The organism is uncultured Bacteroides sp. (assembly GCF_902491285.1).
Classification (GTDB): Bacteria; Bacteroidota; Bacteroidia; order Bacteroidales; family Bacteroidaceae; genus Bacteroides.
Genome location: NZ_CABUHK010000022.1, coordinates 1 through 24,095, shown reverse-complemented (window position 1 = coordinate 24,095; position 24,095 = coordinate 1). Strand labels below are relative to the sequence as shown.

The 24,095-nt window shown below is 43.3% G+C and carries 18 protein-coding genes; 5 read left to right on the top strand and 13 right to left on the bottom strand.

What is annotated here, in order from left to right; translation table 11 throughout:
- The first annotated feature begins 337 nt into the window (after positions 1–337).
- The 4 genes from RDN93_RS07890 to RDN93_RS07875 all read left to right on the top strand — a co-directional run bounded on the left by RDN93_RS07890 (position 338) and on the right by RDN93_RS07875 (position 5,754).
- Positions 338–1,609 carry a DUF1735 and LamG domain-containing protein gene (locus RDN93_RS07890; protein WP_308744992.1) on the top strand — a complete coding sequence of 424 codons (1,272 nt, stop codon included), beginning with the start codon at positions 338–340 and terminating at the stop codon, positions 1,607–1,609.
- An 825-nt stretch (positions 1,610–2,434) separates the two neighbouring features.
- A complete protein-coding gene (locus RDN93_RS07885) occupies positions 2,435–4,126 on the top strand; it encodes a helix-turn-helix domain-containing protein (RefSeq protein ID WP_308744991.1) in 1,692 nt (563 codons plus the stop codon).
- A 176-nt stretch (positions 4,127–4,302) separates the two neighbouring features.
- A complete protein-coding gene (locus tag RDN93_RS07880) occupies positions 4,303–4,962 on the top strand; it encodes a DUF4840 domain-containing protein (protein WP_308744990.1) in 660 nt (219 codons plus the stop codon).
- Positions 4,963–5,061: 99 nt separating this feature from the next.
- Complete coding sequence (locus RDN93_RS07875) at positions 5,062–5,754, top strand: DNA alkylation repair protein (protein ID WP_308744989.1); 693 nt, start codon at positions 5,062–5,064, stop codon at positions 5,752–5,754.
- Positions 5,755–5,830: 76 nt separating this feature from the next.
- Here the strand turns inward: RDN93_RS07875 and RDN93_RS07870 are convergent, their stop codons facing one another.
- From RDN93_RS07870 to potA, 4 genes are all read right to left on the bottom strand, one after another.
- A complete protein-coding gene (locus tag RDN93_RS07870; protein ID WP_308744988.1) occupies positions 5,831–7,162 on the bottom strand; it encodes an ABC transporter substrate-binding protein in 1,332 nt (443 codons plus the stop codon).
- An 89-nt stretch (positions 7,163–7,251) separates the two neighbouring features.
- On the bottom strand, positions 7,252–8,043 hold the full coding sequence (locus RDN93_RS07865) for an ABC transporter permease (protein ID WP_308744987.1): 792 nt from the start codon (positions 8,041–8,043) through the stop codon (positions 7,252–7,254).
- A complete protein-coding gene (locus RDN93_RS07860) occupies positions 8,037–8,837 on the bottom strand; it encodes an ABC transporter permease (RefSeq protein ID WP_022137161.1) in 801 nt (266 codons plus the stop codon). The genes RDN93_RS07865 and RDN93_RS07860 overlap by 7 nt, the downstream gene beginning before the upstream one ends.
- 11 nt (positions 8,838–8,848) lie before the next feature.
- Positions 8,849–10,240, bottom strand: a complete 1,392-nt coding sequence (potA, locus tag RDN93_RS07855; protein ID WP_308744986.1) for a polyamine ABC transporter ATP-binding protein — start codon at positions 10,238–10,240, stop codon at positions 8,849–8,851.
- Between the two features lie 138 nt (positions 10,241–10,378).
- Between potA and RDN93_RS07850 the strand changes: the two genes are divergently transcribed.
- Positions 10,379–11,482, top strand: coding sequence for a TlpA disulfide reductase family protein (locus RDN93_RS07850; RefSeq protein WP_308744985.1), 1,104 nt, complete (start codon positions 10,379–10,381; stop codon positions 11,480–11,482).
- Between the two features lie 131 nt (positions 11,483–11,613).
- Here RDN93_RS07850 and RDN93_RS07845 read toward each other — a convergent pair whose 3' ends face one another.
- From RDN93_RS07845 to RDN93_RS07805, 9 genes are all read right to left on the bottom strand, one after another.
- Positions 11,614–14,178 (bottom strand): glycosyltransferase family 1 protein, encoded by a 2,565-nt coding sequence (locus tag RDN93_RS07845; protein ID WP_308744984.1) that lies wholly within the window; start codon positions 14,176–14,178, stop codon positions 11,614–11,616.
- 38 nt (positions 14,179–14,216) lie between these two features.
- Positions 14,217–15,878, bottom strand: a complete 1,662-nt coding sequence (locus RDN93_RS07840) for a glycogen/starch synthase (protein ID WP_374047377.1) — start codon at positions 15,876–15,878, stop codon at positions 14,217–14,219.
- Between the two features lie 201 nt (positions 15,879–16,079).
- The gene (locus RDN93_RS07835; protein ID WP_308744983.1) at positions 16,080–16,544 is read right to left on the bottom strand and encodes a V-type ATP synthase subunit K; all 465 of its coding nucleotides are present in this window, start codon (positions 16,542–16,544) and stop codon (positions 16,080–16,082) included.
- Positions 16,545–16,617: 73 nt separating this feature from the next.
- Positions 16,618–18,453 (bottom strand): V-type ATPase 116kDa subunit family protein, encoded by a 1,836-nt coding sequence (locus tag RDN93_RS07830; protein WP_308744982.1) that lies wholly within the window; start codon positions 18,451–18,453, stop codon positions 16,618–16,620.
- A complete protein-coding gene (locus RDN93_RS07825; protein WP_004297640.1) occupies positions 18,450–19,055 on the bottom strand; it encodes a V-type ATP synthase subunit D in 606 nt (201 codons plus the stop codon). Before RDN93_RS07825 ends, RDN93_RS07830 begins: the two co-directional genes overlap by 4 nt.
- A 43-nt stretch (positions 19,056–19,098) precedes the next feature.
- Positions 19,099–20,424, bottom strand: a complete 1,326-nt coding sequence (locus RDN93_RS07820; protein WP_308744981.1) for a V-type ATP synthase subunit B — start codon at positions 20,422–20,424, stop codon at positions 19,099–19,101.
- Positions 20,425–20,457: 33 nt separating this feature from the next.
- On the bottom strand, positions 20,458–22,215 hold the full coding sequence (locus RDN93_RS07815; RefSeq protein WP_308744980.1) for a V-type ATP synthase subunit A: 1,758 nt from the start codon (positions 22,213–22,215) through the stop codon (positions 20,458–20,460).
- A gap of 17 nt (positions 22,216–22,232) precedes the next feature.
- A complete protein-coding gene (locus RDN93_RS07810) occupies positions 22,233–23,075 on the bottom strand; it encodes a DUF2764 domain-containing protein (protein ID WP_308744979.1) in 843 nt (280 codons plus the stop codon).
- Positions 23,076–23,086: 11 nt separating this feature from the next.
- Positions 23,087–23,677 carry a V-type ATP synthase subunit E family protein gene (locus RDN93_RS07805; protein WP_308744978.1) on the bottom strand — a complete coding sequence of 197 codons (591 nt, stop codon included), beginning with the start codon at positions 23,675–23,677 and terminating at the stop codon, positions 23,087–23,089.
- Between the last annotated feature and the right edge of the window lie 418 nt (positions 23,678–24,095).

The window sequence follows — 24,095 nt, the reverse complement described above, 5'->3', positions numbered from 1 at the left end:
ATCTGAGGTGATTTTTTTGCAAGAATTTAAAAGCAGTCCTTGCATCAAATGAAACAAATAAAAAAAGACGGGAGTGTCTGTCCAAAAGTGCATTGCCATAAAGCTATACTTTCACAGGTAGCACTCCCGTTTTTTCATTTCAAAACCAAAGCCCACAGCTATGCACAAAGCTAATTCTCATAACAATGCTTCACCGTAAGAGAAAGTATCAACAACATACCGTCCACCCATCGGCAACACCCGATGGACGGACATTAACGAAAACAGAAAACCCAACGAAGAAATTCGAAACGACATATATTTATCAATCCCGTAAAAAAACAAAAATTCAAATGCCATGAAAACAACAAGAACCCTCCGAGGCATCCTAACTAACGCCTCCTTCGCAAGCCTTGCAGCAGCTATGCTACTATCCGTAGCCGCCTGCGACAACAAAGACTATAGCAACGCCACTCCTTTCGACAACGTAGTCTATCTCGACGTCGCCCAACAGAAGGACGTGGCAAACTTCACCTTCAACCGTCTCATTGAAACCGGACAACAAACAATCGCCGCCCAACTCTCGCAACCGACGGGTAGCGATGTCAACGTCAGCTTCAAAGTAGACCCCACCTTGGTAAGTTCCTACAACGCCCGCCTAGAAACAGACTACACCTTGCTCGACTCCAAATATTACACTTTCTCCACCGAGCAAGCCATCATCCCGCAAGGTAAAACCACCTCTGCCCCCGTCAACATCGACTTCGCCGCCCTCACTGAACTCACCATCGACAACGGCTACCTACTGCCCGTCACCATCAGTCAAGCGACAGGAGGAATTGGTATCCTCGATGGCTCGAAAACCATTTGTTACATCATCCGACGTTCCAGCGCCATCACCACCGCCGTCAACCTGAAGGATAACTATTTCGAAGTGCCCGGATTCGACAAAAACAGTCCCACTGCCGGCATCGTGAACGGTCTGAAACAACTCACCTTTGAAGCCATCATCCGTGTGAACGACTTCAAATACGGTTCCGAAACGAAAAACATCTGTACCATCATGGGCATCGAGCAATACTGCCTGTTGCGCCTCGGTGATGCCGGATTCCCCTTGCAGCAATTACAATTCGCCGCCCAGGAAAACAAAATTCCCAATGCCGACAACAGCAAATTGCTGCTCCCCAATGAATGGTATCACGTAGCCGTGGTTTACGACACCGAAGCGCGCACCGCCTCCATCTACGTTGACGGACGTGAACAAAGCCACGCCGAAGACTACGGAAGTGGCGAAGCCATCAACCTCGGCCTGCAGGAACGCGGCAAACAGTTCATGTTCAAAATAGGTCACTCCTACGGCGAACCCGATGACATGAGCCGACAGCTCGATGGTGAAATCTGTGAAGTACGCATATGGAACACAGCCCGCACACAACAGGAAATCTACAAGAATATGTACAACGTAGAAGATCCCGAGAACGCTCCCGGTCTCTGCGCCTACTGGAAGTTTAACGAAGGCGAAGGCGACATAGCCAAAGATTACTCCGGTCACGGAAATGATGCGAAAGCCTACAACAAAGCAGTACTATGGCCTGCAGGTATCGAAGTGACACAGAAAAATAAAGAATAATCATCCTTCGGAAGCTACTAACTCTTCCAACGCTCATATGATTAACTGGTGGGAAAGCTTCGAGCCCCAAATAAGAGTAGTAACAACCGAAGATTTTTCACCTTTAAACACTGCCACATTTTTGTTCTTATCTTAAGTATTATACGGGGAAGAACAAAAATGTGGCAGCGCTAATAATCAACATTTTAAGTCATTAGCCCCTTATTTTCTATAAGTTTACAAAAATCATCTATAGTCTTTTCACTTTTTATCAGAAGAAAACTGCATTTTTATAGCACAACTTACCAAGTAATAAAACAACAATAGAGTTGCACTTGTACATCCTAATGGAAAAATGGTACATCTCTTTTGCTATTTTGCAGGCTATCAAACGATATTCTACCAACAGAACCTAATTAAACCATACCTCTTATCGTATTTTTAATACCAAAACACGACTATTCAACATTCAAGACTAACAGTAGCATCTACTTATTAGAACTTATCATTATTTTTACTTCGTAGAAACAGACCAATCATACCTTTTTATAAAAACCTGACCTGCATTATCTGTTCAGTTTATATATATATGGGAAAATACAGAATGGTATTTATTGAGTTATTCCTCAATAATACCCAATACACAATACGCTCTCCAACGTATCAATTTTATACAGTAAACAAAGTGTTCAACAAATAGAACTGATTAATAATTGTTACTTAGAGGATATTCACCATTTCTCAAAAAATGATGTAAAATATTAGGATAGTGAATTTCCTCTTTTTTTCTCAACGAAAGAAATGGGGCTATTTCATCTGAGTGACGTCACTAAAAAACAAATTAACATGAAATACTTAATACAAACGTCATCCCTCGTTTCCGGCGGCATAGCGGTACTCATTCTTTATCAACTCAACTTCACCTCAATACTCCTGGCAGGAGGAATCACAATCTATTGGATTATAGCCCACATTATTACGATACAGAAAGAGAAAAATCTTCTGAAAGAAAGCAGCCAATATTTCATAGACTCTTTTGAGAATATCCGTACGCCACTTACATTAATCCATACGCCACTAAAAACAGCGTATGATGACATATGCACCGAAAATATCAGACAAGAGTTATCATTAGCCATCCAAAACATAGCTTACCTCAATGTACATTTAACCAGATTAATGGATTTGAAGCAATTGTTCATAAATTCTGAAAAGCTGGATTCCTCAGAATACGAATTGGGGATATTCATTAAAAACAGAATTGATTCTTTACAGACACATGCTGCCAACAATCTGGTAGAACTGAATATAAAAACAGACTTCAGTTATACCAGCGTCTGGTTCGACCAAAGTAAAATATCACCGGTCATCGACAAATTCATAAAAAATGCCATAGACCATACCGATCAAAAAAAAACGATTACCCTGTTAATCACCTCAAATTCCAAAAACTGGCAAATAAAAATAGCTGATTTCGAAAACAAGAAACTAGTCCAATGCTACAAATGCAAAAACTGGCAACTGCCTAAACGAAAAGAAGAACTCGAATACAATTTCGCGAAAAATATATTCTGCAAAAAGCTGATAAAATTATGCAATGGAAAGATTATGATTAATCACTCCAACCGCTCCATTACTCTGGTATTCCCTTCAAAAGATTCACCGGAAAGTGCCTCCAAACATGCTGCCATACAAATTGCGTCAAATCCGGTAGAAGAAAAAATAGATACCTTGTTCGGCAAGGACTCACAAAAGAGAAATTCCGCCAAACCGTTGGTCGTTCTTGCTGACAGCAACAAAGAATTCAGATTATACCTGGAAGAACGTCTATCAAAGGATTTTATTGTAAAAGGCTTCGGAAACGGCACGGATGCTTTAGAATGTATAAAAGAGGAATACCCGGATTTAGTGATTTGCGACATCATGCTTCATGGAATGTATGGCAACGAACTATCATCGAGGCTAAAAACATCGAGAGAAACCTCTGTTATTCCAATCATTCTTTATGGTTCACGCATAGACATAGGACAACGCAGCAAAAGAGAAAGTTCCCTCGCCGACATATTCTTATGTATACCTTTCCATATCGAAGATTTAAAAATTGAAATGAATGTCCTTATCAAAAACAACCGTTTCCTCAGAAAATCATTCCTGCAAAAAATATTCGGAAAGCAATTTCTGGAGGTTGAGGAAGAGGAAATCTTAGATGAGGGCAATTACGACCTCATCAATCAGGTTAAAGAATTTATTCTAAGAAATATAGATAAGGAAAATCTGACGATAGATGAAATCGCTTCTGAATTATATATGAGCAGAACCGCTTTCTTTAATAAATGGAAAGCACTGACAGGAGAAGCACCCAAATACCTGATTTACCGGATTCGCATGGAAAAAGCACGTGAGCTATTGGAAAGCGGGAAATACTCCGTCAGCGTTCTTCCGGAAATGATCGGGCTGAAGAGCCTCAAGAACTTCCGTCATAAATACAAAGAGTATTTTGGGATAACGCCGAGCGAGTCTATCACGAAAAAACAATAAAACAAATACTGAGTTATATAGCCGAAGATCCCATAAACAGGGATCTTCATAACAATACTCATCCAAAAAATTCTTTCTTTTTTTATTCTTTCATGCAGTATTCTATTAGCCGTAGCATTTACACTATGTACGTACACCTTAATTTTGAGAATTAATAATCTAATTTTTTAAACAGTATGAAAACTTTAACTAAAATGAAAAAAGTTTGTTGTTTTAATCGCTTTGTCTTGTTTGCAATGGCACTGAGCATAGTTTCTTCTTTTACAGCATGTAGCAGTGATGACAATGATTCAAACATTCCCGTATATTCCCTAAAAGATGTTGATGGTACTTATTCCGGCACAATGCTGACGGAATCCGAGCCTGTCAATTCACCGGAAAATGCAAAAGAGGAAGAGAAACCGGCAGGCGCCGAAGTTACCGCCGAAGTAAAAGACAATCAGATTATGATTAAGAAACTTCCGGTTGACGACCTGATTAAAAGCATTATTGATAACGATGAAGTGGCAGAAGGCATCATTGCTAATCTTGGTGAAATCAACTACAATATCTCCTATACGCCGACTTTCGATGAAAATAAAAACAACATCTTACTTCAACTAAAACCTGAACCACTAAAAATAGAATTCATTGCACCGGTGCAAGCACAGGAAGAGGGTGAAGAACCTGCTGAAATTCTTATAACAGTAACGATTCAAGCAGAAAAGAACGGTGCTTACACTTATGAAGGCAAAAAACTTGCGTTCATTATCAAAGCAACAGAAGTAAAAATCGGAGAAGATAATTATCTCGATTTCCCTATTACAACATTCACTTTCAGCATGGTCAAGAAGTAATATAAACCTTCGCTGGAAGAAAAAACTAAAATGGAGCATGTCTGCGCGCAAGGCATGCTCTTTTTCTATATATTTGTGAAATATAACCAACTGTACAAAATGACAACAACAGAAAACATTCGAAAAGAATTGCAGGATTTAGTAGATTCCAAGTATCAGGAATTTCATTCTGCCCTAGTCCCCGGAGTGGAAAATATCCTCGGCATACGTATCCCGCAGTTACGGACACTGGCTAAAGAAATCACAAAGAGAGAAGACTGGCGCATATTCGTGGAAGCAAACGATACCAAATATTATGAAGAAACAATGCTTCAGGGAATGATTATCGGACTGGCCAAAATGGAGCTGGACGAACGGATGAGATACGTAAGCATGTTCGTTCCACGTATCGACAACTGGGCGGTATGCGACATCTTTTGCGGTGAACTGAAAACAGCCGTGAAGAAAGGAAAAGAAACAGTATGGCAGTTTATTCAGCCTTACCTCGCATCTCCCAAAGAGTTCGAAATCCGCTTCGGGATTGTGATGCTTTTCCATTATATAGATGAAGGACATATTGATGCATTGCTGGCATACGCAGACACTTTCAACCATGATGCCTATTATGCACGAATGGCTATGGCCTGGATGCTATCCATCTGCTTCATCAAATTCCCAGAAAAGACAATGGAATACTTGAAACAGAGCAAACTGGACAACTGGACTTACAATAAAGCATTACAGAAAACTATCGAGTCTCTCCGTGTAGACAAGGAAACAAAAGACGTACTCCGCAATATGAAACGGCGATAATGACACCATAAAAATAAGACTCGGCAAACATTCTGCTTACCGAGTCTTATTGCTAATATGTACCAAAAAACCAACGTTAATTCCTCTTTACCTTTTTTCTTCTGCTTCTTCGCCTTTGTTGTTTCCGGCGACTGTAACGTTGCCATCTTTTATATATCATCCAGCCGCTCATCAAAGCAACAACGACAAAGATGAGAATGGTGATGCCTACTCCTAAATTATCCCCCTTAATACGTGACCAGATATCAAGAACTTCTTTCGTCTTATCACCGAAGTCACGAATCATAGCGCATCGTTCCACTACCTTGCGGTCGGGATATTGAATCTTGTCAATCTGTATGCTATCGGCACCCGGTCCGAAGAAATAACTCAAATCAGCAAAATAGGTAAGTGTCGTGTCTATCTTCTCTTCCAGAATCTCCTGAGTAGCAATCGAACTTACATATCCGCAGAAATCCATATTTCTCAGAGCAATGTCCGGACGGCACATGAAGTTGATAAAGTAACTGGCTGCTTCCGGATTCCTCGCATATTTCGGAATCACCCAACCGTCATACCATATATTACTTCCTTCCTTCGGAACCTCGTAATCCAAGTCCACACCTACCGCATCGGCTTCTTCAATCGCCCATATAGCGTCACCGCTCCAGGTCATATTCAGCCAAGCCTTGTTCTTCGTCATCATCTCCTTGCCGAAATCAGCTTCCCAGCCAGCTATATTCGGTTTCAGGGCTTTCAGGTATTTTTCCGCAAGTTCCATAGCCTGCGGAGAATAGTCGTTCATCAGTTCTTCCACCGTCACAGTCCCCTCTTCCAGTTCCTTGGCATGCGCATAGATAATGGCCGTACCGTAAGCGTCACGGTAACTATCCTTCATCAGTATTTTGCCGGCATATTTCTTATCCCAAAGACAATCCCAGGATGCTGCGACCGAATCAGGAACATAAGCCCGGTTATAAAGGATTCCCGCAGTCCCCCACATATAGCATACTGCATAACGGCTGGCTTCTTCACCCGGCTGGCTCAGTTTATTAATCTGCTCCCGTATGAACGGAGACACATTTCTCATATAGTTGGGAGAATGAGCAAAGTTCGTGTCGATAGGCAGAAGCAGGTGCTTCTTCAACATACGCTCAATAATGTATTCCGAAGGACAAACCACGTCGAAATCCTCATGACCTTTCTCAATCTTGGTCAACATTATCTCATTAATGTCGAATGTCTGATAAACGATGCGGATATTTTCACCAGTCTGTTCCTTATAATATGCCTGAAAATCCTCGAGAACACCTTCCCCGATATAATCCGCCCAGTTATAGATTTTGAGAACCCGTTCGCGAGGCTCGCCGGAATTATAACATCCCGTCAAACTCAGCAATAACAGGATAGCAGGAATTATTCTTTTCATAATTAATAATTTTACAATGTGCAAATATGCCAATACTGAAAACGTACTGCCATGCAATTAGCATATCAGCGCATTGGCATATTGAATAACTATTTTTTCTTCGCTTTCCCTGCCCGGTAATTGATTACAATAAGCAACGCCAACACCACCACAAAAATAATAGCGGAAAGCGGGCGAAGCTCCGGTGTCAGACCACCTTTGCGGGCATCAGCATAAATATAAGTAGAAAGCGTCTCCAAGCCCTGGTTGCCGATGGTAAACACTGTTACGGCAAAATCATCAATAGACAGTGTCAACGCAAGCATAAAGCCACTAATCATTCCCGGACGAATCTCCGGCACAATGACTTTCCACAGGGCTTGCATGGGAGTCGCCCCCAAATCGAGGGCAGCTTCATAAATATTCGGATTCATCTGCTTCAAGCGGGGCAGAACGCTCAACACAACGTAAGGCGTACAGAAAGTGATATGTGCAAGCACTACGGTGGTATATCCTTGCGTGATTCCCAAAGAAACAAACAAAAGGAAAAGCGAAATACCGGTGATGATATCTCCGTTCAGAATAGGAATGCTATTCACAAAACTAATCGCTTTGCGCGAACGGGATTTCAGATTAAAGATGCCGATAGCAGCCACGCTACCCAGCAGGGTAGATGCCGTTGCAGCCAGCAAGGCGATAGTAATCGTATTAACCAATGCATTCATCAAAGAATGATGCGTGCCCGTGGTGAAAAGCGAAGTATAAAGTTTGGTAGAGAAACCGGTCCAGTTGCCCAGCACTTTCGCTTCGGTGAAGGAATAGATGACGATAATCACGATAGGAGAATAAAGCAGCAACAGCAATATCCACAAGTAAGCCTGCGCAAATATTTTCTTTACCATAGCCCCCCCCCTTCGTTAGAATTGTCCTTATCATCGGTACTGAACAAGGAAGTAGCCGCAATCAGCAACAGCATGATAAGTGAAAGCGCTGCTCCATAATTCCACATACTGTTATTGATATTTTCCTGAATCGTCGTACCGAAGAGTTTGATGTTGTTCATCGTCAGCAGCTCGGCAATGGCGAAAGTCGAGATAGTCGGCATGAACACCATCATGATACCACTCATCACCCCCGGCATGGAAAGCGGAAGAACCGCTTTCAGAAAGACTTGTACGGGATTGGCGCCCAAGTCCTGCGCAGCTTCGATATAACTATGATCCATCTTCTGCAACGTGTTATAGATAGGATAAATCATAAAGGGGATAAAGTTGTACACCATACCGAATATCAAAGCTCCTTCGCCCAGCGGCACGCTGAAAAAGTCGAATAGGGCAACCGTAGCCAGGGTACGCACCAGGATATTCACCCACATCGGCAGGATGAACAGGACAACCATCGTTTTGGAACGGTTCAGCTTGCTGTTGCTCAGTATCCAGGCAGCAGGATAACCCAGCAAAAGACAAACAAGGGTGGTGATGATAGCAATACCTATCGAATAGACAAAGGTATTGATCGCTTCAGGATGTTCGAAGAACTTCTGAAAATTGGCGAGAGTCAAATGACCGTTATCGTCGGTAAACGCATACACGACAATCAAGAACAACGGTATGACCACAAAGATCGCCGAAAAAATAATGTAAGGGAGAGTCCAACTCTTACGTGATGACAAAAAGACTAAAAACCTCTTATTCACTTCCTTTCCTGTTAATCGGTTATTTTAATTACACGAATGGCATCCGGGGGGATGGTAATACCCACGCGGTCACCGTCGTCCCATACATCATTCGTATCTACAAACACATTCTCGTCCCAGTCGGAAAACACCGTCAGATGATAATGGTCACCCTTATAAAGGATGAATTTCACCTCACCTGTGAGCGTTCCGTCTTCTTCATTATCCTGAAGAATCACCTTGTCGAAGTCCACTTCCACTTTGACATTCGTGTCGGGTTCTATACCCGCTACCGAAGCACACTCAAAGTTGCAACCGAGGAATTCCACATGAGTGGCATCCAGCAACTTTCCTTCAAAAGTATTGCAGATACGCTCTTTCTTCATGATATGAATATCGAAAGGCTTCACCAGCAGGCCGACTTCCGCCCCCACCTCAAAATGATGGTAATCCTGCACAAGGAATTCATAGCCGCCGCAAAGCACCGTCATTTCATAATGCACCCCCTTGAATATGGAAGTCTGCACCACTCCTGTCAACTGTGCCATGTCCGAAACGGGGAAGATATAAAGGTCTTCCGGGCGGATAACCACATCTACCGGAACATTCTCACCGAATCCTTCGTCCACACATTCAAACTCCGTACCGCAGAAACGTACCAGCTTGTCATGAATCATCGTACCGTTCAAAATGTTACTTTCTCCGATAAAGTCCGCAACAAACGAATTGATAGGCTCATTATAAATATCAATCGGCGTACCGATCTGCTGAATCTTTCCTTCACTCATCACGACAATCGTATCGCTCAGCGTAAGAGCCTCTTCCTGGTCGTGAGTGACGTAAACAAACGTGATTCCCAAAGATTTATGCATTTCCTTGAGTTCCATCTGCATATCCTTACGCATTTTCAGGTCGAGCGCTGCCAGCGGTTCATCAAGTAACAGCACTTCCGGCTCGTTGACAATGGCACGGGCGATGGCAACACGCTGCTGCTGACCACCGGAAAGAGAATCGACATCGCGATATTCATAATCCGTCATGCCTACCATTTTCAAGGCGGCTTTCACTTTCTTCTCGATAATCTGCTTCGGCGTCTTTTTCAGTTTCAGGCCGAAAGCAATATTGTCGTAAACATTCAAATGCGGGAACAGGGCATATTTCTGGAATACCGTGTTCACCGGACGCTTATGGGGCGGAGTTTGTGTTATTTCCATCCCCGAAATTCGGATTTCGCCTTCCGAAGCTGTCTGAAAACCAGCAATGAGACGCAACAACGTGGTTTTACCGCAACCGGAAGGACCAAGGATAGTCACAAACTCGCCCTTTTTCACGTTCAGAGTCACATCATCCAATGCTGTTTTATCGCCAAAGTACTTCGATACATGGCTCACCTCAATGATGGATTTATCTTCTTGCATATTCATACTAAAGTTTGGGTTGCAAAGGTACACATTTCTGCGGTTTTCACCTACGTGTTAATCTAATATAACAGTGTTTTTCGGTGGCCGAGAGAAAAATAATCTATCTTTGCATAAATATTTATTCACTAATCTTACAAAAGCATGAAAAAATTAACTTATTTAGTTATTGCAACAGCAGCCCTGGGTATGGTGGCTTGTACCGGTGGAAACAAAGCCGGCTATGTTGTTACAGGTACAGTAGAGGGCGCAGCCGATGGTGACACCGTTTATCTCCAGGAAGCTACAGGTAGAAACTTAACAAAACTCGATACTGCTGTAATCTCCAAAGGAACTTTCACCTTCAAAGGTACACAAGATTCCGTTGTCAGCCGTTATGTCACTTGTGAAGTAAACGGAACACCTTTGATGGTTGATTTCTTCCTCGAAAACGGGAAAATCAACGTTGCACTGGCCAAAGGCAATGACTCTGCCACCGGTACTGCAAACAACGATGCTTACCAGGAACTCAGAAGCAAAATCAATGACATCAGCAAAAAGCTGAATGCCATCTACGAATCAATGGGAGACTCCACTTTGAGCGACGAGCAAAAAGAAGCCAAGCAAAAAGAAGGTACCGAGTTGCAGGAACAGTACGAGAACGCAATCAAGGAAGCTGTACAGAAGAACATCACCAACCCGGTTGGCGTATTCTTGTTCAAACAGACTTTCTACAATAACTCTACTGCCGAAAACGAAGCATTACTGCAACAGGTTCCGGCTAACTTCCAGAACGATGAAACAATCGTAAGAATCAAAGAACTGACTGAAACACAGAAAAAAACTGCCGTAGGTACCAAGTTCATTGATTTCGAAATGGAAACACCGGATGGAAAAGCAGTGAAACTGTCTGATTATGTAGGCAAAGGCAAAGTTGTATTGGTTGACTTCTGGGCAAGCTGGTGTGGGCCTTGCCGCCGCGAAATGCCTAACCTCGTAGAAGCTTACGCTAAATACAAAGGCAAAAACTTTGAAATCGTAGGCGTATCTCTCGATCAGGACGGTGCTGCCTGGAAAGAATCCATCAAGAAACTGAACATGACTTGGCCGCAAATGTCCGACCTGAAGTTCTGGCAAAGTAAAGGTGCACAACTCTACGCTATAAACAGTATTCCTCATACAGTATTGATCGACGGTGACGGTACAATTATCGCCCGCGGTCTGCACGGAGAAGAGCTGCAAGCTAAAATTGCAGAAGTTGTAAAATAAAAAAAGACTGTCATGCATTGAAACAGTCTCTTGATTGAAAAAAGTCAGCCCCTGCAATCTTTGAGAATGCAGGGGCTGATTTTATATATAAAAGTAGCAGGGAGATTCACTCTCCCCTACTTTACTTTCAATTAGACAAACCAACGTACGTAGCAGAAGTCCTGACGATGTGGAAGTTCCGGGTTCTTCGGGAACATACGGTAAGACACCTTGAAGCTACCGGCATTCGACAAGCTATGCTTAACTTGGAATGTATACAAGTTACCCTCTTTCTTGATTACGTTGAACGGTTCTACCGAGTAAACGTGTTGCTTACCGTCAGCAGTCGTATAAGTCGTCACCAGTTCGAGTCCTATTGCATCATTCAAGCCTTTTTCATCAATCACGTAAGTGATAGTATATTCTTTTCCGCTTTCGATGTCGCCTTTCTTCAGTTCTTCTACTGTATCTGAAGATACGATTTCGATAGAATCCCATTTAGCAACCACTTCTTCTTTCCAAGCTGCAATTTCTTTTGCTTTCGCATTGTTATCAGCAGACAAAGCAGCGAAACGTTTAGCTTGCTTGCAATAGAACTTACTGAAGTAATCATCCAACTGGCGTTTCATTGTATAGTGAGGAGCAATCTGAGCGATAGAATTCTTCACTACCTTGATCCAGCCTTCAGAATATCCCTTCTTGTTGCGTGCATAATACAACGGCATAATTTCAGTTTCAAGAATGCTGTAAATAGTAGCAGCATCCAATTGATCCTGATGTTCCTGATTCTGGTAAGTACGTTTCTCAGTCAACGCCCAACCTGCACCTTCGCGGTAACCTTCCAGCCACCATCCGTCTAATACGGAGAAGTTGACAACACCGTTCATCAATGCCTTTTCGCCGGATGTACCGGATGCTTCCAACGGACGGGTCGGAGTATTCAACCAGATATCAACACCGGAAACCAGACGACGGGCCAACTGCATATCGTAGTTTTCGAGGAAGATAATCTTGCCCAGGAATTCGGGACGACGGGAAATCTCGATAATACGCTTAATCAAGCCCTGTCCTGCTCCATCGTGCGGGTGAGCTTTACCTGTAAACAGGAACTGTACCGGATAGTCAGGATTGTTCACAATCTTAGAAAGACGCTCCAAGTCGGTAAACAGCAAGTGTGCACGTTTGTAAGTAGCGAAACGACGGCCGAAACCAATCAGCAATGCATTCGGATTAATTTTATCCATCAGCGAAACGATACGTGAAGGATCGCCCTGGTTCTTCAACCAAGTATCGCGGAATGACTTGCGGATATAGTCAACCAACTTATTCTTCATCGTCATACGGGTCTTCCAGATCTCTTCATCGGGCACATTGTAGATAGCTTCCCAAATCTTAGGATTAGACTGGTCGAACCAGAAGTTTTCGTTGAAATATTTAAAGTACAGTTCTTTCCATTCCGTTGCGCTCCAAGTCGGGAAGTGAACACCGTTCGTCACATATCCTACATGGCTTTCTTCGGGGAAGTAACCTTTCCAGATAGAAGAGAACATCTCCTGAGAAACCTTTCCGTGCAGCCAGCTCACACCGTTCACTTCCTGGGAAGTGTTGCAAGCAAAGACAGACATACAGAAACGTTCGCCCTTGTCACCCGGATTGTTACGTCCGAGATCCATCAAGTCGTCCCAAGTGATACCCATTCTGGCAGGATAACCACCCATATATTTACCAAACAAGCCTTCGTCAAAATAGTCGTGACCTGCGGGAACCGGTGTATGAACCGTATAAAGAGAAGAAGCGCGAACCAACTCGATAGCCTGATCGAAAGTCAATCCGGTAGCTACGTAATCACAGATACGCTGAACATTAATCAAAGCAGCATGTCCTTCATTACAATGATAAATATCTTTCTTGATACCCAATGCTTTCAGTGTCAGGATACCACCGATACCCAACAGGATTTCCTGTTTCAGACGGTTTTCCCAGTCGCCACCATAAAGCTGGTGAGTGATAGGACGGTCGAACTCACTGTTCATTTCATTATCCGTATCCAACAGATACAAAGAGACACGTCCTACATTAACACGCCATACGTTAGCATGAACATAATAATCCAGGTAAGGAACATCCACTACCAACGGCTTGCCTTCCGCATCCATTACGCGATCGATAGGAAGCTGACCGAAGTTTTGCGCTTCGTAGTTAGCAATCTGCTGTCCGTCCATGGACAATGTTTGAGTAAAGTAACCGTAACGATACAAGAAACCTACCGCACACAAATCCACATTGCTGTCGGAAGCTTCTTTCAAGTAGTCACCGGCCAACACACCCAGACCACCGGAATATATTTTCAGGACGCTACTCAAGCCATATTCCATACTGAAATAGGCAACGGACGGACGCTTTTCATCCGGCTTCACATCCAAGTAATCTCTGAATTTCGTATAAACTTCATTCATTCTTCTCAGAATCACCTTGTCTTTTGCCAGAGTTTCCAGCTTTTCATAGCTCATACGTTCCAACAGCAGCACCGGGTTCTGTCCACATTCTTTCCAAAGTTCCGGATCTAGATCTCTAAACAGTTCAGTCGCTTCAAAATTCCATGCCCACCAAATGTTGCGTGCGATTTCAGACAACTTCTCCAACTCTACCGGGATACGTGATTTTACAGTAACCTCTTTCCAGTTGGGAGTATTCACATTACTAACTTTAATTTTCATAATGTTTTTGTTTACTTATTGATGAATAAATTTTTCCTTTAACTCAGTTGACGCTTCATAGCATTGCGCAAAGCAATGTCGTAAGCCTCATAGTAATATTGTATAAAGTGTTTCCACAAAGCCTGTTCCGCCACTTCAGCGGCACGCTTGCGGATTTCCTTCACCTCTTTTTCCGTCTTATCGGCAAACAGCGTAATCGTATCCTTGATACCATCCGCTACTTCCGAATAGTTATAGTCCGAGCGATGCAACACTTCCACCCCATCATTAATGCCATGCTGGTTTTTCAGGCTGTTCACCCAAAGTCCGAATCCCGCCAGATCGGTAGTGATTGTCGGCACATGGAATGCTACGCTTTCCAACGGGGTATATCCCCAAGGTTCATAATAAGAAGCATACACGCTCAAATCCTGTCCGAGCAATAAATCATAATACTCTTTATTCATGATACCGTCGCGACCGTCCAGATAACAAGGCACGAAAATAACCTTAACCTTATCTTCCGGACGATTTCCCATTCCCATATATTTCAGCATATCCAGTACCTGGTCATGTGTCATATTATGCAGCCAATGAGTAATGAACGGCACTTCAAGCGGAGTATCGAACTTTTTCTTGCTCTTCAGGCGTTCCTGCAAATCCTCGCGGGGATCGCCTACCCAACCGGGAACATTGATAAATGCCAATACATTCTTATGCAGGTTCTTATCTCTGTTCAAGCGGTTCAACGATTCCAGGAATACATCAATTCCTTTGTTTTTGAACTCATATCGCCCGCTGGTTCCGATAATTAACGTATCGTCATCCAGATTTGTTCCCAGTAACTTATTCGCCACATTCAGCATCAAGGCACGCGCACGCTTACGCTTTCCGGTGAATGTACTTCCTTTCGGCACAAAATCATCCTCGAAACCGTTCATAAGGACTACATCCGCCGGTTTGTCCAGCAGTTCCTTACACTCGTTGTTGGTGATTTCGCTAACCGTAGTAAAGCAGTCCACATAGTGCGCGGTCTGTTTTTCAATCGAATGTTTCGATTGCATATTCAGTTCCTCGGCCATCTGGTCGCCATTGTAGGCAAAGAGATAGTCGTACAACGGTTTGTTGTTACCAGCGATAGAACGACCGATAGAAGTAGCATGGGTCGTAAAGATAGTAGCCACCTCGGGCACAGCTTCCTGTACATAAAGTGCTCCCATTCCCGTCATCCATTCATGCGCCTGATATACCACCTTGTCCGTTTCTGTCAGGTTGTAGTGATAGAAACTCTCCACTACTCTGCCCGCAGCATACGAAAACATAGAAGCTTCGTCGTAATCGCCATAAGCGTGCAACGAATCTACTTGATAACGATTCCACATTTCTGTGTATATATCGTTTTTTTTCTCAAAAAAAGGTTGGAAATCGACTAGAATGACTATGGGTTCACCGGGGATATTCCATCTTCCTATACGGACAGAAAGTTCGTCATTTTCAAGTGCGTGCTTTTTCCAGGCAGCACATAGATTATCCGACTCGATGAATAGAGGGTTCTCTTTTCCTTGCCACACATCAGGACCTATAAAAAAAACTCTGTCACGGAACTTCTCCTGCAACGTATTTGCCCGTGTAGACAAGACAGTGTATATCCCTCCCACTTTATTACATACTTCCCAGCTGGACTCGAAGATATAATCGGGGGTTAATAAATCTTTTACCATATAATATATTAAAACTCTTTTTAGTATGCGAGTGCAAAAGTACACATTATTCTTTGAAAAATAATACTTTATGCGAAAAATATGAGTTAAGAAGAAGAAAGAAACGTTGTCATACAAAGAAAAAAGAAGATCCCCTTGCACATGCAAAGCAGCATGCACAAGGGGATTGAAAGTCTTTTATAGGAAATATTCCTGCTAAAATTATGCAACGAGTGCACTACCGATCAAGAAGGTTGCAGCCAAAGCAACGATTGCATAAAGCTCGGGAAATACGGCAAGAATCAAAGTATTACTAAATACATTGTGTCCCTGTCCGATAGCTGCGATACCGTTTGCACAAACCTGTCCCTGACGGATAGCAGAGAATAAGGCAACCAGTCCCAAAGCAATACCTGCACCAAGAACTGCAGATGCCTGAATCGCTGTAATTTCAGGAGTCAAAATACCAAAGATAGTCTGAAACATGAAGTAGCCGGCAAAACCGTAAAGACCTTGCGTACCCGGAAGAGCAGTCAATACAAGGAAGTTACCGAATGCACTATCATTCTTCTTCAAAGCTCCGATAGCAGCGTTACCTGCAATAGTTACTCCGTAAGCACTACCGATGCCTGACAAACCAACCATAACCGCGATGCCAATGTAGGCGATAAACAAATTCATTTCCATAATCTTATTCTATTTTTTATTGTTTAATTCTTAAAATATTAATTCTCGATTTCTAATTTTTAATTTTCAGTTTTTAGTTTCTGAACGGCTTGTACTCCTTGCCACCGCCTTCGTATCCGGAGTTCTTGAAGAACTCAACGAATGTCAGACGCATCGGGTGAACCATTGCACCGAGCACATTCATAAAGATATTGATTGCATGACCGATAACGAAAATCAGCACCATCACGATAGGGCCTGCTATTACATTATCCGGACTCATACCTACTGCCAGACTATTGAATACTCCCGCCAGGATACCACCGGAGAGTCCGAGGGCAAACAAACGAACGTAGGACAAAACGTCTCCAAGTAAGCCGGTAACCATGTTGTATGAATCCCACAAACCGAGTCCGATATTCATAAATATGTTCTTTCCCGGACTATTGAAAAAGAATATCATAGCACCTGAGATACACAGAACAACCTTATATGCCGTACCTCCTATCCACAACACGCTCGGCAACATCTCCGAAGAAGAGAATAAAAACGAAACGGCTGTTGAAACCAGCAGGATAATCCATCCAATCGTTGCTACTGCATATTTGAACCCAAACTGAATCGTCTGATTCACAGCTTTCAGTACCATACCGAACAGAATCTGAATAACACCCAAAATCAACGACAACTGGAACATATCATTGTTGTCCATCAGGACAGCATGTTTCAGACGCTGAACAATAGGCCAGTCCAAATCATAGATATTCGCTCCGAAGAATGTACCCGTCAGCAGACCGCAGAAGAAAGTTGAAACAGCCAAGACCTGTATCAGCGAAATAATCGACTTCGCTGACGGAGTTACCTTCTTTGCCAGTAAGCGATATGCCGTAGCTCCCAGGAACAAGAACAAACCGTAGCCCGAGTCTCCCAGACAAAGCCCGAAGAAGATCATAAAGAACGGGGCAAAGAACGGGGTCAAGTCCAGTTCATTATACTTCGGAAGCATATACAGCTTGCAAATCGGCTCGAACCAGGCAAAGAATCCCTTATTATTCAGTCGGATAGGCACATCATCACCCGGCATCGGATCTGTAATCTCATAATATACATGCGCGTCATTCAGATAAGCCTCTATCTCCACTTTGCTGTAAGCAGGAGCCCATCCTTCAATCAGCATCAGTTTGTCACCGGCAGTCTGTTCGGAACTCAATACGACTTTAGAAAATTCAATCTGACTCTGCAATTCCTTTATAGCTGCCTTCAAAGAAGGAATATCCGTCTCGGAAAGTGCGACGAGCTGCTTTTCATTCTCTTCAATCGCCTGTTCGGTCGTATCATAAAGCGCTTCAAGACGCGACAGAGAGTATGCGGGCAGTTTCGCCTGCTCCACATCCAAGTCCACCTCTTGTCCGGCCTTCGTTACGGTCACGAAAAATACTTTGGAAGAAATGCGGTTTACAATCATTGCATTGTACTCCGTTTCCCACTCTTCTTTGTAGTTTCCTTCCGAACAGCTATAGAAACCGATCACATAACCGGCATCTTTCAGTTTCTGAATACCGTCCGGTTCAAAGTTACCCCAAGCTTCCAGCGCTTCTTTCTCTTTCGCATAGCTTTGTAACTGCTGGGACAACTTTCCGTGTTCCGTCTGCAGGGCGTCCACCTCGTCCAGTACTTGCATACCGCGGGCAGCCGTTCCACCTTCCGCAGCAATCACAGCATTCTTTTCATGCTTCTGATTCTGAAGCAACTTCAAAGTAGCCGCCAAGCGGTTGGACAAGCGAATATTCTCTTGCAGTTCCGTGTTATCGGCAGCGCCTTGCTGCTTCTCCACAATGTGAACCACACCAAGTTCGCGCAGGCTGTTCAGGAATCCTTCGTACTCCTTGTGATAAACCAGGAATGTGAGTTTCTTCATTTTTGTAATCATGCCTCTACCTCCTTCCTTTTTTCTTGATGGGACTTCATGATCTTTTGCGAAGACTTCGACAGGTTTTCTTCATCTTCCATAAATCGCTTGATCTTTCGCAATGCATCCTGATAGCCCGGTATCTGCACCTTCTCAAAAAGATTTACTTTCTGAGTGGTCTTTTTCCTTGCATGTTCTAACAAATTCAGCTTGGCGAGCATAAATTCACGTTCAATTGCCGTATGAGCAAGCTCCTCCAAAAGGTGGATACCGTCGGCATACCACTTGGGAGCGTTAAACATACTGTACGGACGTATCTCGAATTCTACATTTTCGAGCAACGGCACACGTACACCTGCAATTTTCTTCACGCCAAGATGAACATCATTTACCTTTATTAATGAAGCGTCAAACTCATTCCAAAGGGCGAACATGGCTTCATAGGCTTGAATCTGTTGTTCGAGCCTATCCTCCAAATCAGCCGCTTCCGTTTTGCAGCGTTTCACTTCCATGCGGAGAGCACTTTCCTTGTTCTTAATGATAGGAAGCGTACGCACCCGCACTTTCAGTTGCTTTTCAAGCTGCTGAAGAGAGGTTTTGTTATATTGAAACTTTATAGCCACGTTGTTAATTACTAATGATAAATTATTAATTACAAGTTTATTATTATTCGCCTTTTGGCCAGTATTGATCTACCAGTTCTTTCTTGATATTCACTTCTTCCGGACGGAAGTATCTGCCAAACAAGCCCCAGGCTACATCCAACATTTCAGTAGTATCCAGATTGACGTCGATAGCCAACAACTGATTCGAATAATCCTTCGCGAAAGCCAACGTACGTTCGTCGTAGTTCGTCAGGTCGAAACCGTTTTCCATCTTCGTCTTGGCGTTAGCGGCATCGGCATACAGACGTACGGCAGCATTCATCACCTGCGGATGGTCTTTACGTGTCTTCTTACCGGTAACCAACTGTTTCAGACGGGACAACGAACGGAACGGGTCGACAATAACCTTACCGATATCGCTGTCACGACGCAGGAACAACTGACCTTCCGTGATATAACCCGTATTATCAGGCACAGCGTGCGTAATATCGCCACCGGACAAAGTAGTCACCGCAATAATCGTAATCGAGCCGCCTGAAGGGAACTGTACCGCCTTCTCGTAAATCTTCGCCAAATCCGAATAAAGCGAACCCGGCATAGAGTCTTTCGAAGGAATCTGGTCCATACGGTTGGACACGATTGCCAACGCATCGGCGTAGCTGGTCATATCCGTCAACAGTACCAGAACTTTCTCGTTGTTGTTTACTGCAAAATATTCGGCGGCAGTCAGTGCCATGTCCGGAATCAACAGACGTTCTACCGGCGGATTCTCGGTCGTGTTCATGAAGCTCACGATACGGTCGAGCGCACCTGCATTGGAGAATACATTCTTAAAGTACAGGTAGTCGTCATTCGTCATACCCATACCGCCCAAGATAATCTTATCCGTTTCGGCACGCAGCGCCACGTTTGCCATTACCTGGTTGAAAGGCTGGTCGGGGTCGGCAAAGAACGGGATCTTCTGACCGGATACCAGCGTATTGTTCAAGTCGATACCGGCAATACCCGTTGCAATCAGTTCCGACGGTTGTTTACGTCGAACCGGATTCACGGAAGGTCCGCCGATTTCCACTTCCTGTCCCTCAATCTCCGGACCGCCGTCAATCGGGTCACCGAAAGCGTTGAAGAAACGTCCTGCCAACTGCTCGCTTACTTTCAATGTAGGCGATTTGCCAAGGAACACCACCTCGGCATTGGTAGGAATACCCTCCGTACCTTCAAATACCTGCAGAGTGACATCGTCACCGGCAATCTTAACCACCTGTGCCAGTTTACCGTTCACAGTGGCAAGCTCGTCATACCCTACCCCCGTCGCTTTCAACGAACAGGTAGCTTTGGTAATCTGAGTAATCTTGGTATATATCTTTTGAAAAGCTTTTGTTGCCATCTATATATTTACTATTTAGCTAGTTACTATTTACTATTTGATACTTCTTTCGGCAATCAATTCCTTCAGTTGCTGTTGGAATCCTTCATACTGCTCTGATTTAAACTTCGAGTAGTTCATCTGCTTGCAGATATTAATCATCTTCTTGAAATAATCCATTACTTCGTTGAAGTTATCAAACTCGAATTCCGTATGGCAGATGTCAATCACCATATTCAGAATATCTTCCTGGCGTTCCATCGGAGTTACCGCGTCGATTTCGTCGAAAGCATCCTGTTGCAGGATAACGAAGTCAATCAATTCCGACTTCCAGAAAGTAACATGATATTCCACCGGTACACCGTCGTCACCGAGGATATTAATCTGTTCGGCGATTTCCTTACCGCGTTGGAGACGGGTCTTGAGTTCATTTACCTTGCCAATCCATTCACCGTTGATATGGTTCTTGATATATTCTTCAAATTCCGGATATTCGATATATTTGGAATAAGAATCAATCGGGTTCACAGCCGGATAACGTTTCTTATCGGCACGATCCTGTTCCAAGGCATAGAAACAACGGGCCACCTTCTTCGTATTCTCAGTTACCGGTTCTTTCAAGTTACCACCGGCAGGAGATACCGTACCGATGAATGTAATGGAACCAGTTTCACCATTGCCGAGTTTCACATATCCCGCACGGCCGTAGAAGTTGGAGATGATAGCCGAAATATCCATCGGGAATGCATCCGGTCCGGGCAACTCTTCCATACGGTTGGACATCTCACGCAAAGCCTGCGCCCAACGGGAAGTAGAGTCCGCCATCAACAGAACCTTCAATCCCATTGAACGGTAATATTCCGCCAGTGACATCGCTGTATATACAGATGCTTCACGGGCAGCTACCGGCATGTTGGAAGTATTGGCGATGATGATGGTACGCTCCATCAGCTTACGCCCTGTGTGCGGGTCAACCAATTCGGGGAACTCCGTAAAGATTTCCACAACCTCATTCGCACGTTCACCGCAAGCGGCGATAATAACGATATCCGCTTCCGCCTGTTTGGAGATAGCGTGCTGAAGCACTGTCTTACCTGTACCGAACGGACCGGGGATAAAGCCTGTACCACCTTCCACAATCGGATTCAACGTATCAATTACACGCACACCGGTTTCCAGCAATTTGAAAGGACGCGGTTTTTCCTTGTAGTTCGTCATAGCACGTTTTACCGGCCATTTCTGAATCATAGTCACAGGGATATCGTTTCCTTCCTCATCTGTCAGGATAGCAATCGTATCCTCTATCTTATAGTCACCTTCCGGCATGATGGTCTTAACGGTAGCCGTTCCCTCCATAGTGAACGGAGCCATAATTTTCAACGGCTGGAAGTTTTCGTCCACCTGTCCCAACCATGCAGAAGCCTGCACTTTGTCACCGACACTTACCAATGGAACGAAATGCCATACACGCTCTTTATCCAACGGATACGTATATTGTCCTCTTTTCAGGAAAACTCCGTCCATCTTGTCGAGGTCATTTTGCAGACCATCGTAGTTTTTTGATAACATACCCGGACCTAATGTCACTTCGAGCATGTGTCCTGTAAATTCGGCTTCGGCTCCCACCTTCAGTCCACGGGTGCTTTCAAACACCTGGACATATACATGTGAACCTACAACCTTAATCACCTCCGCCATCAACTTATCGCCACCGGTCGAGATATAACAAATCTCATTCTGAGCTACCGGTCCGTCAACGACGAGGGTCACCATGTTGGCAATAACGCCACTAACAGTTCCTTTTGTTGCCATATATTTTTAATAATTTATTATCTGAATTCTGCAGGGATCTGCACTTCGTTCTTCAGCGATTCGATGATGCTTCTGAACAACTGATTACCTCTCTCCTTATCCAATGAAATCCACCGTTCAATCATTTCCAACTTCAACAAGAAAGCGAAAATACGTTCAATGGTAAAATAATCAAAGAAGATGGCATCTTCCATCCAGTTCCACCGCAAAGCGTCGAGTTTTTTCTCACGCTCCACCAGTTCCGTAATCTCACTGATTTTCACCAACGATTCAAAAACATCCACCTCGCCGGACAATCCGAAGTCGCGGGCACTCGACGTACGCAAAGCTTCGCATACCTCCGTGTTTCCTACGACATTGGAAGCAATATCCCATTTGAATTTACGGCTCGTAAACGCGACAAGGATATTATTAATGTTGAGATTGAATTCAAACCAGGCAGAAACAAACTTATTCCCACATTTCATAGCATATTCATAATACAATGCAGCCAGATGGTCTTCGTGCAATACCGTGCTTTCAGCCGGTGTATTCAAATAATCGATGATAAATGTAGAAAGATAAGCCGGAAATTCTTTGGGACTGATTTCTCCGCCTTCTCTTAGAATAGAAATGTATTCGGTGAGTTCCGCAGCAGAGTAGTTTCCCCGTTTGTCGATTTCCGCTTCCTTATCTTTGAGAAGTTTCAGCACATTCGCATTATCAAACTTCAGATAAAACAAGTCAATCAACTTCTGGTCCGAAGCAGACAATCCGTTATAGATTTCAGTTTTAAAATCGGCTACTGTATAGCTCAGTTTGCTGTCTTCCAGCGAAAGTTCCGGCAAACCTGCTACCAAGTAATAGTACTTACTACTCATAGTCGCTTCTTTTAAAATAGCATTTCTACTAATTGAGGACGCAAGAACGCTTTGAAGTAATTCATGAATTCTTCTTCTCCGAAGTTCACCTTATAGGAACCGTCCGCAGGAGAAACGGTGAACAAAGTCTTGATACCGTTTACTTGCTGTATAGTCACTCCCTTATCCAATAAAGCTTTCGCATGAGCTGCGAAATACTTTCTCAGTGATTCGGCATCGGCTGTCGAGATAACGATAGGTTCGTCAACACTCCATTTGGAAGCCAGTGCAACGATAAACGCATTCAGATAATCTTTATCTTGTGCGAAATCTTTCACAGAAGTAGTTACTAACTTGTCAGTTACCATAGTAGCGACCTCAGATTTGAGTGCATTTACAGCCTGACCGGCAAACAGTTTTAATTCTGATTTTGTATTTTCCACCAATTCGTCGGCAGATTTACGAGAGGAATTTACAATTGATTCTGCTTCTTTACGAGCATCCTCAATGATTTTTTTTGCTTCTTCCTGAGCATTCGCGATAAGTCTCTGCGCTTCTTCGTTTCCTTTTTCCACGCCTTCACGATAAATCTTATCGGTCAACTCTTGAATTTTGTTTTCCATATCAACAGGAGTTATTTAGTATTATTACTATATTAATTGTGTACCTTTCTTAGATTCTCGCCAAATTTACAAAAATCAATTTGATAAAAAAGAGAAAGATGAAAAGAAAAAATAACTAAATGACACTTTTTCTGATTTTATCAGGCGAGAAAGCAAATATAAGGAATCTAAAAGACATCTGAAAACGGGTAAATACCGAAAACGACAAATGGGATACCAAAGCGGATATATTAAAGATTAAATAACAAAAAATGGTTATTCGGATAGGAAAGTTTTCAAACTGAGCCAGGAAAAGCAGAAGGAGAAGCGCACAAACTCAGAGATGTATGTTATTTTGGAAAGTTATAGAGAAGCGGTATAAGTGTATAAAAACAGAAATCCCCTTGACTCTTAATGAATCAAGGGGACTCTTCAAAAA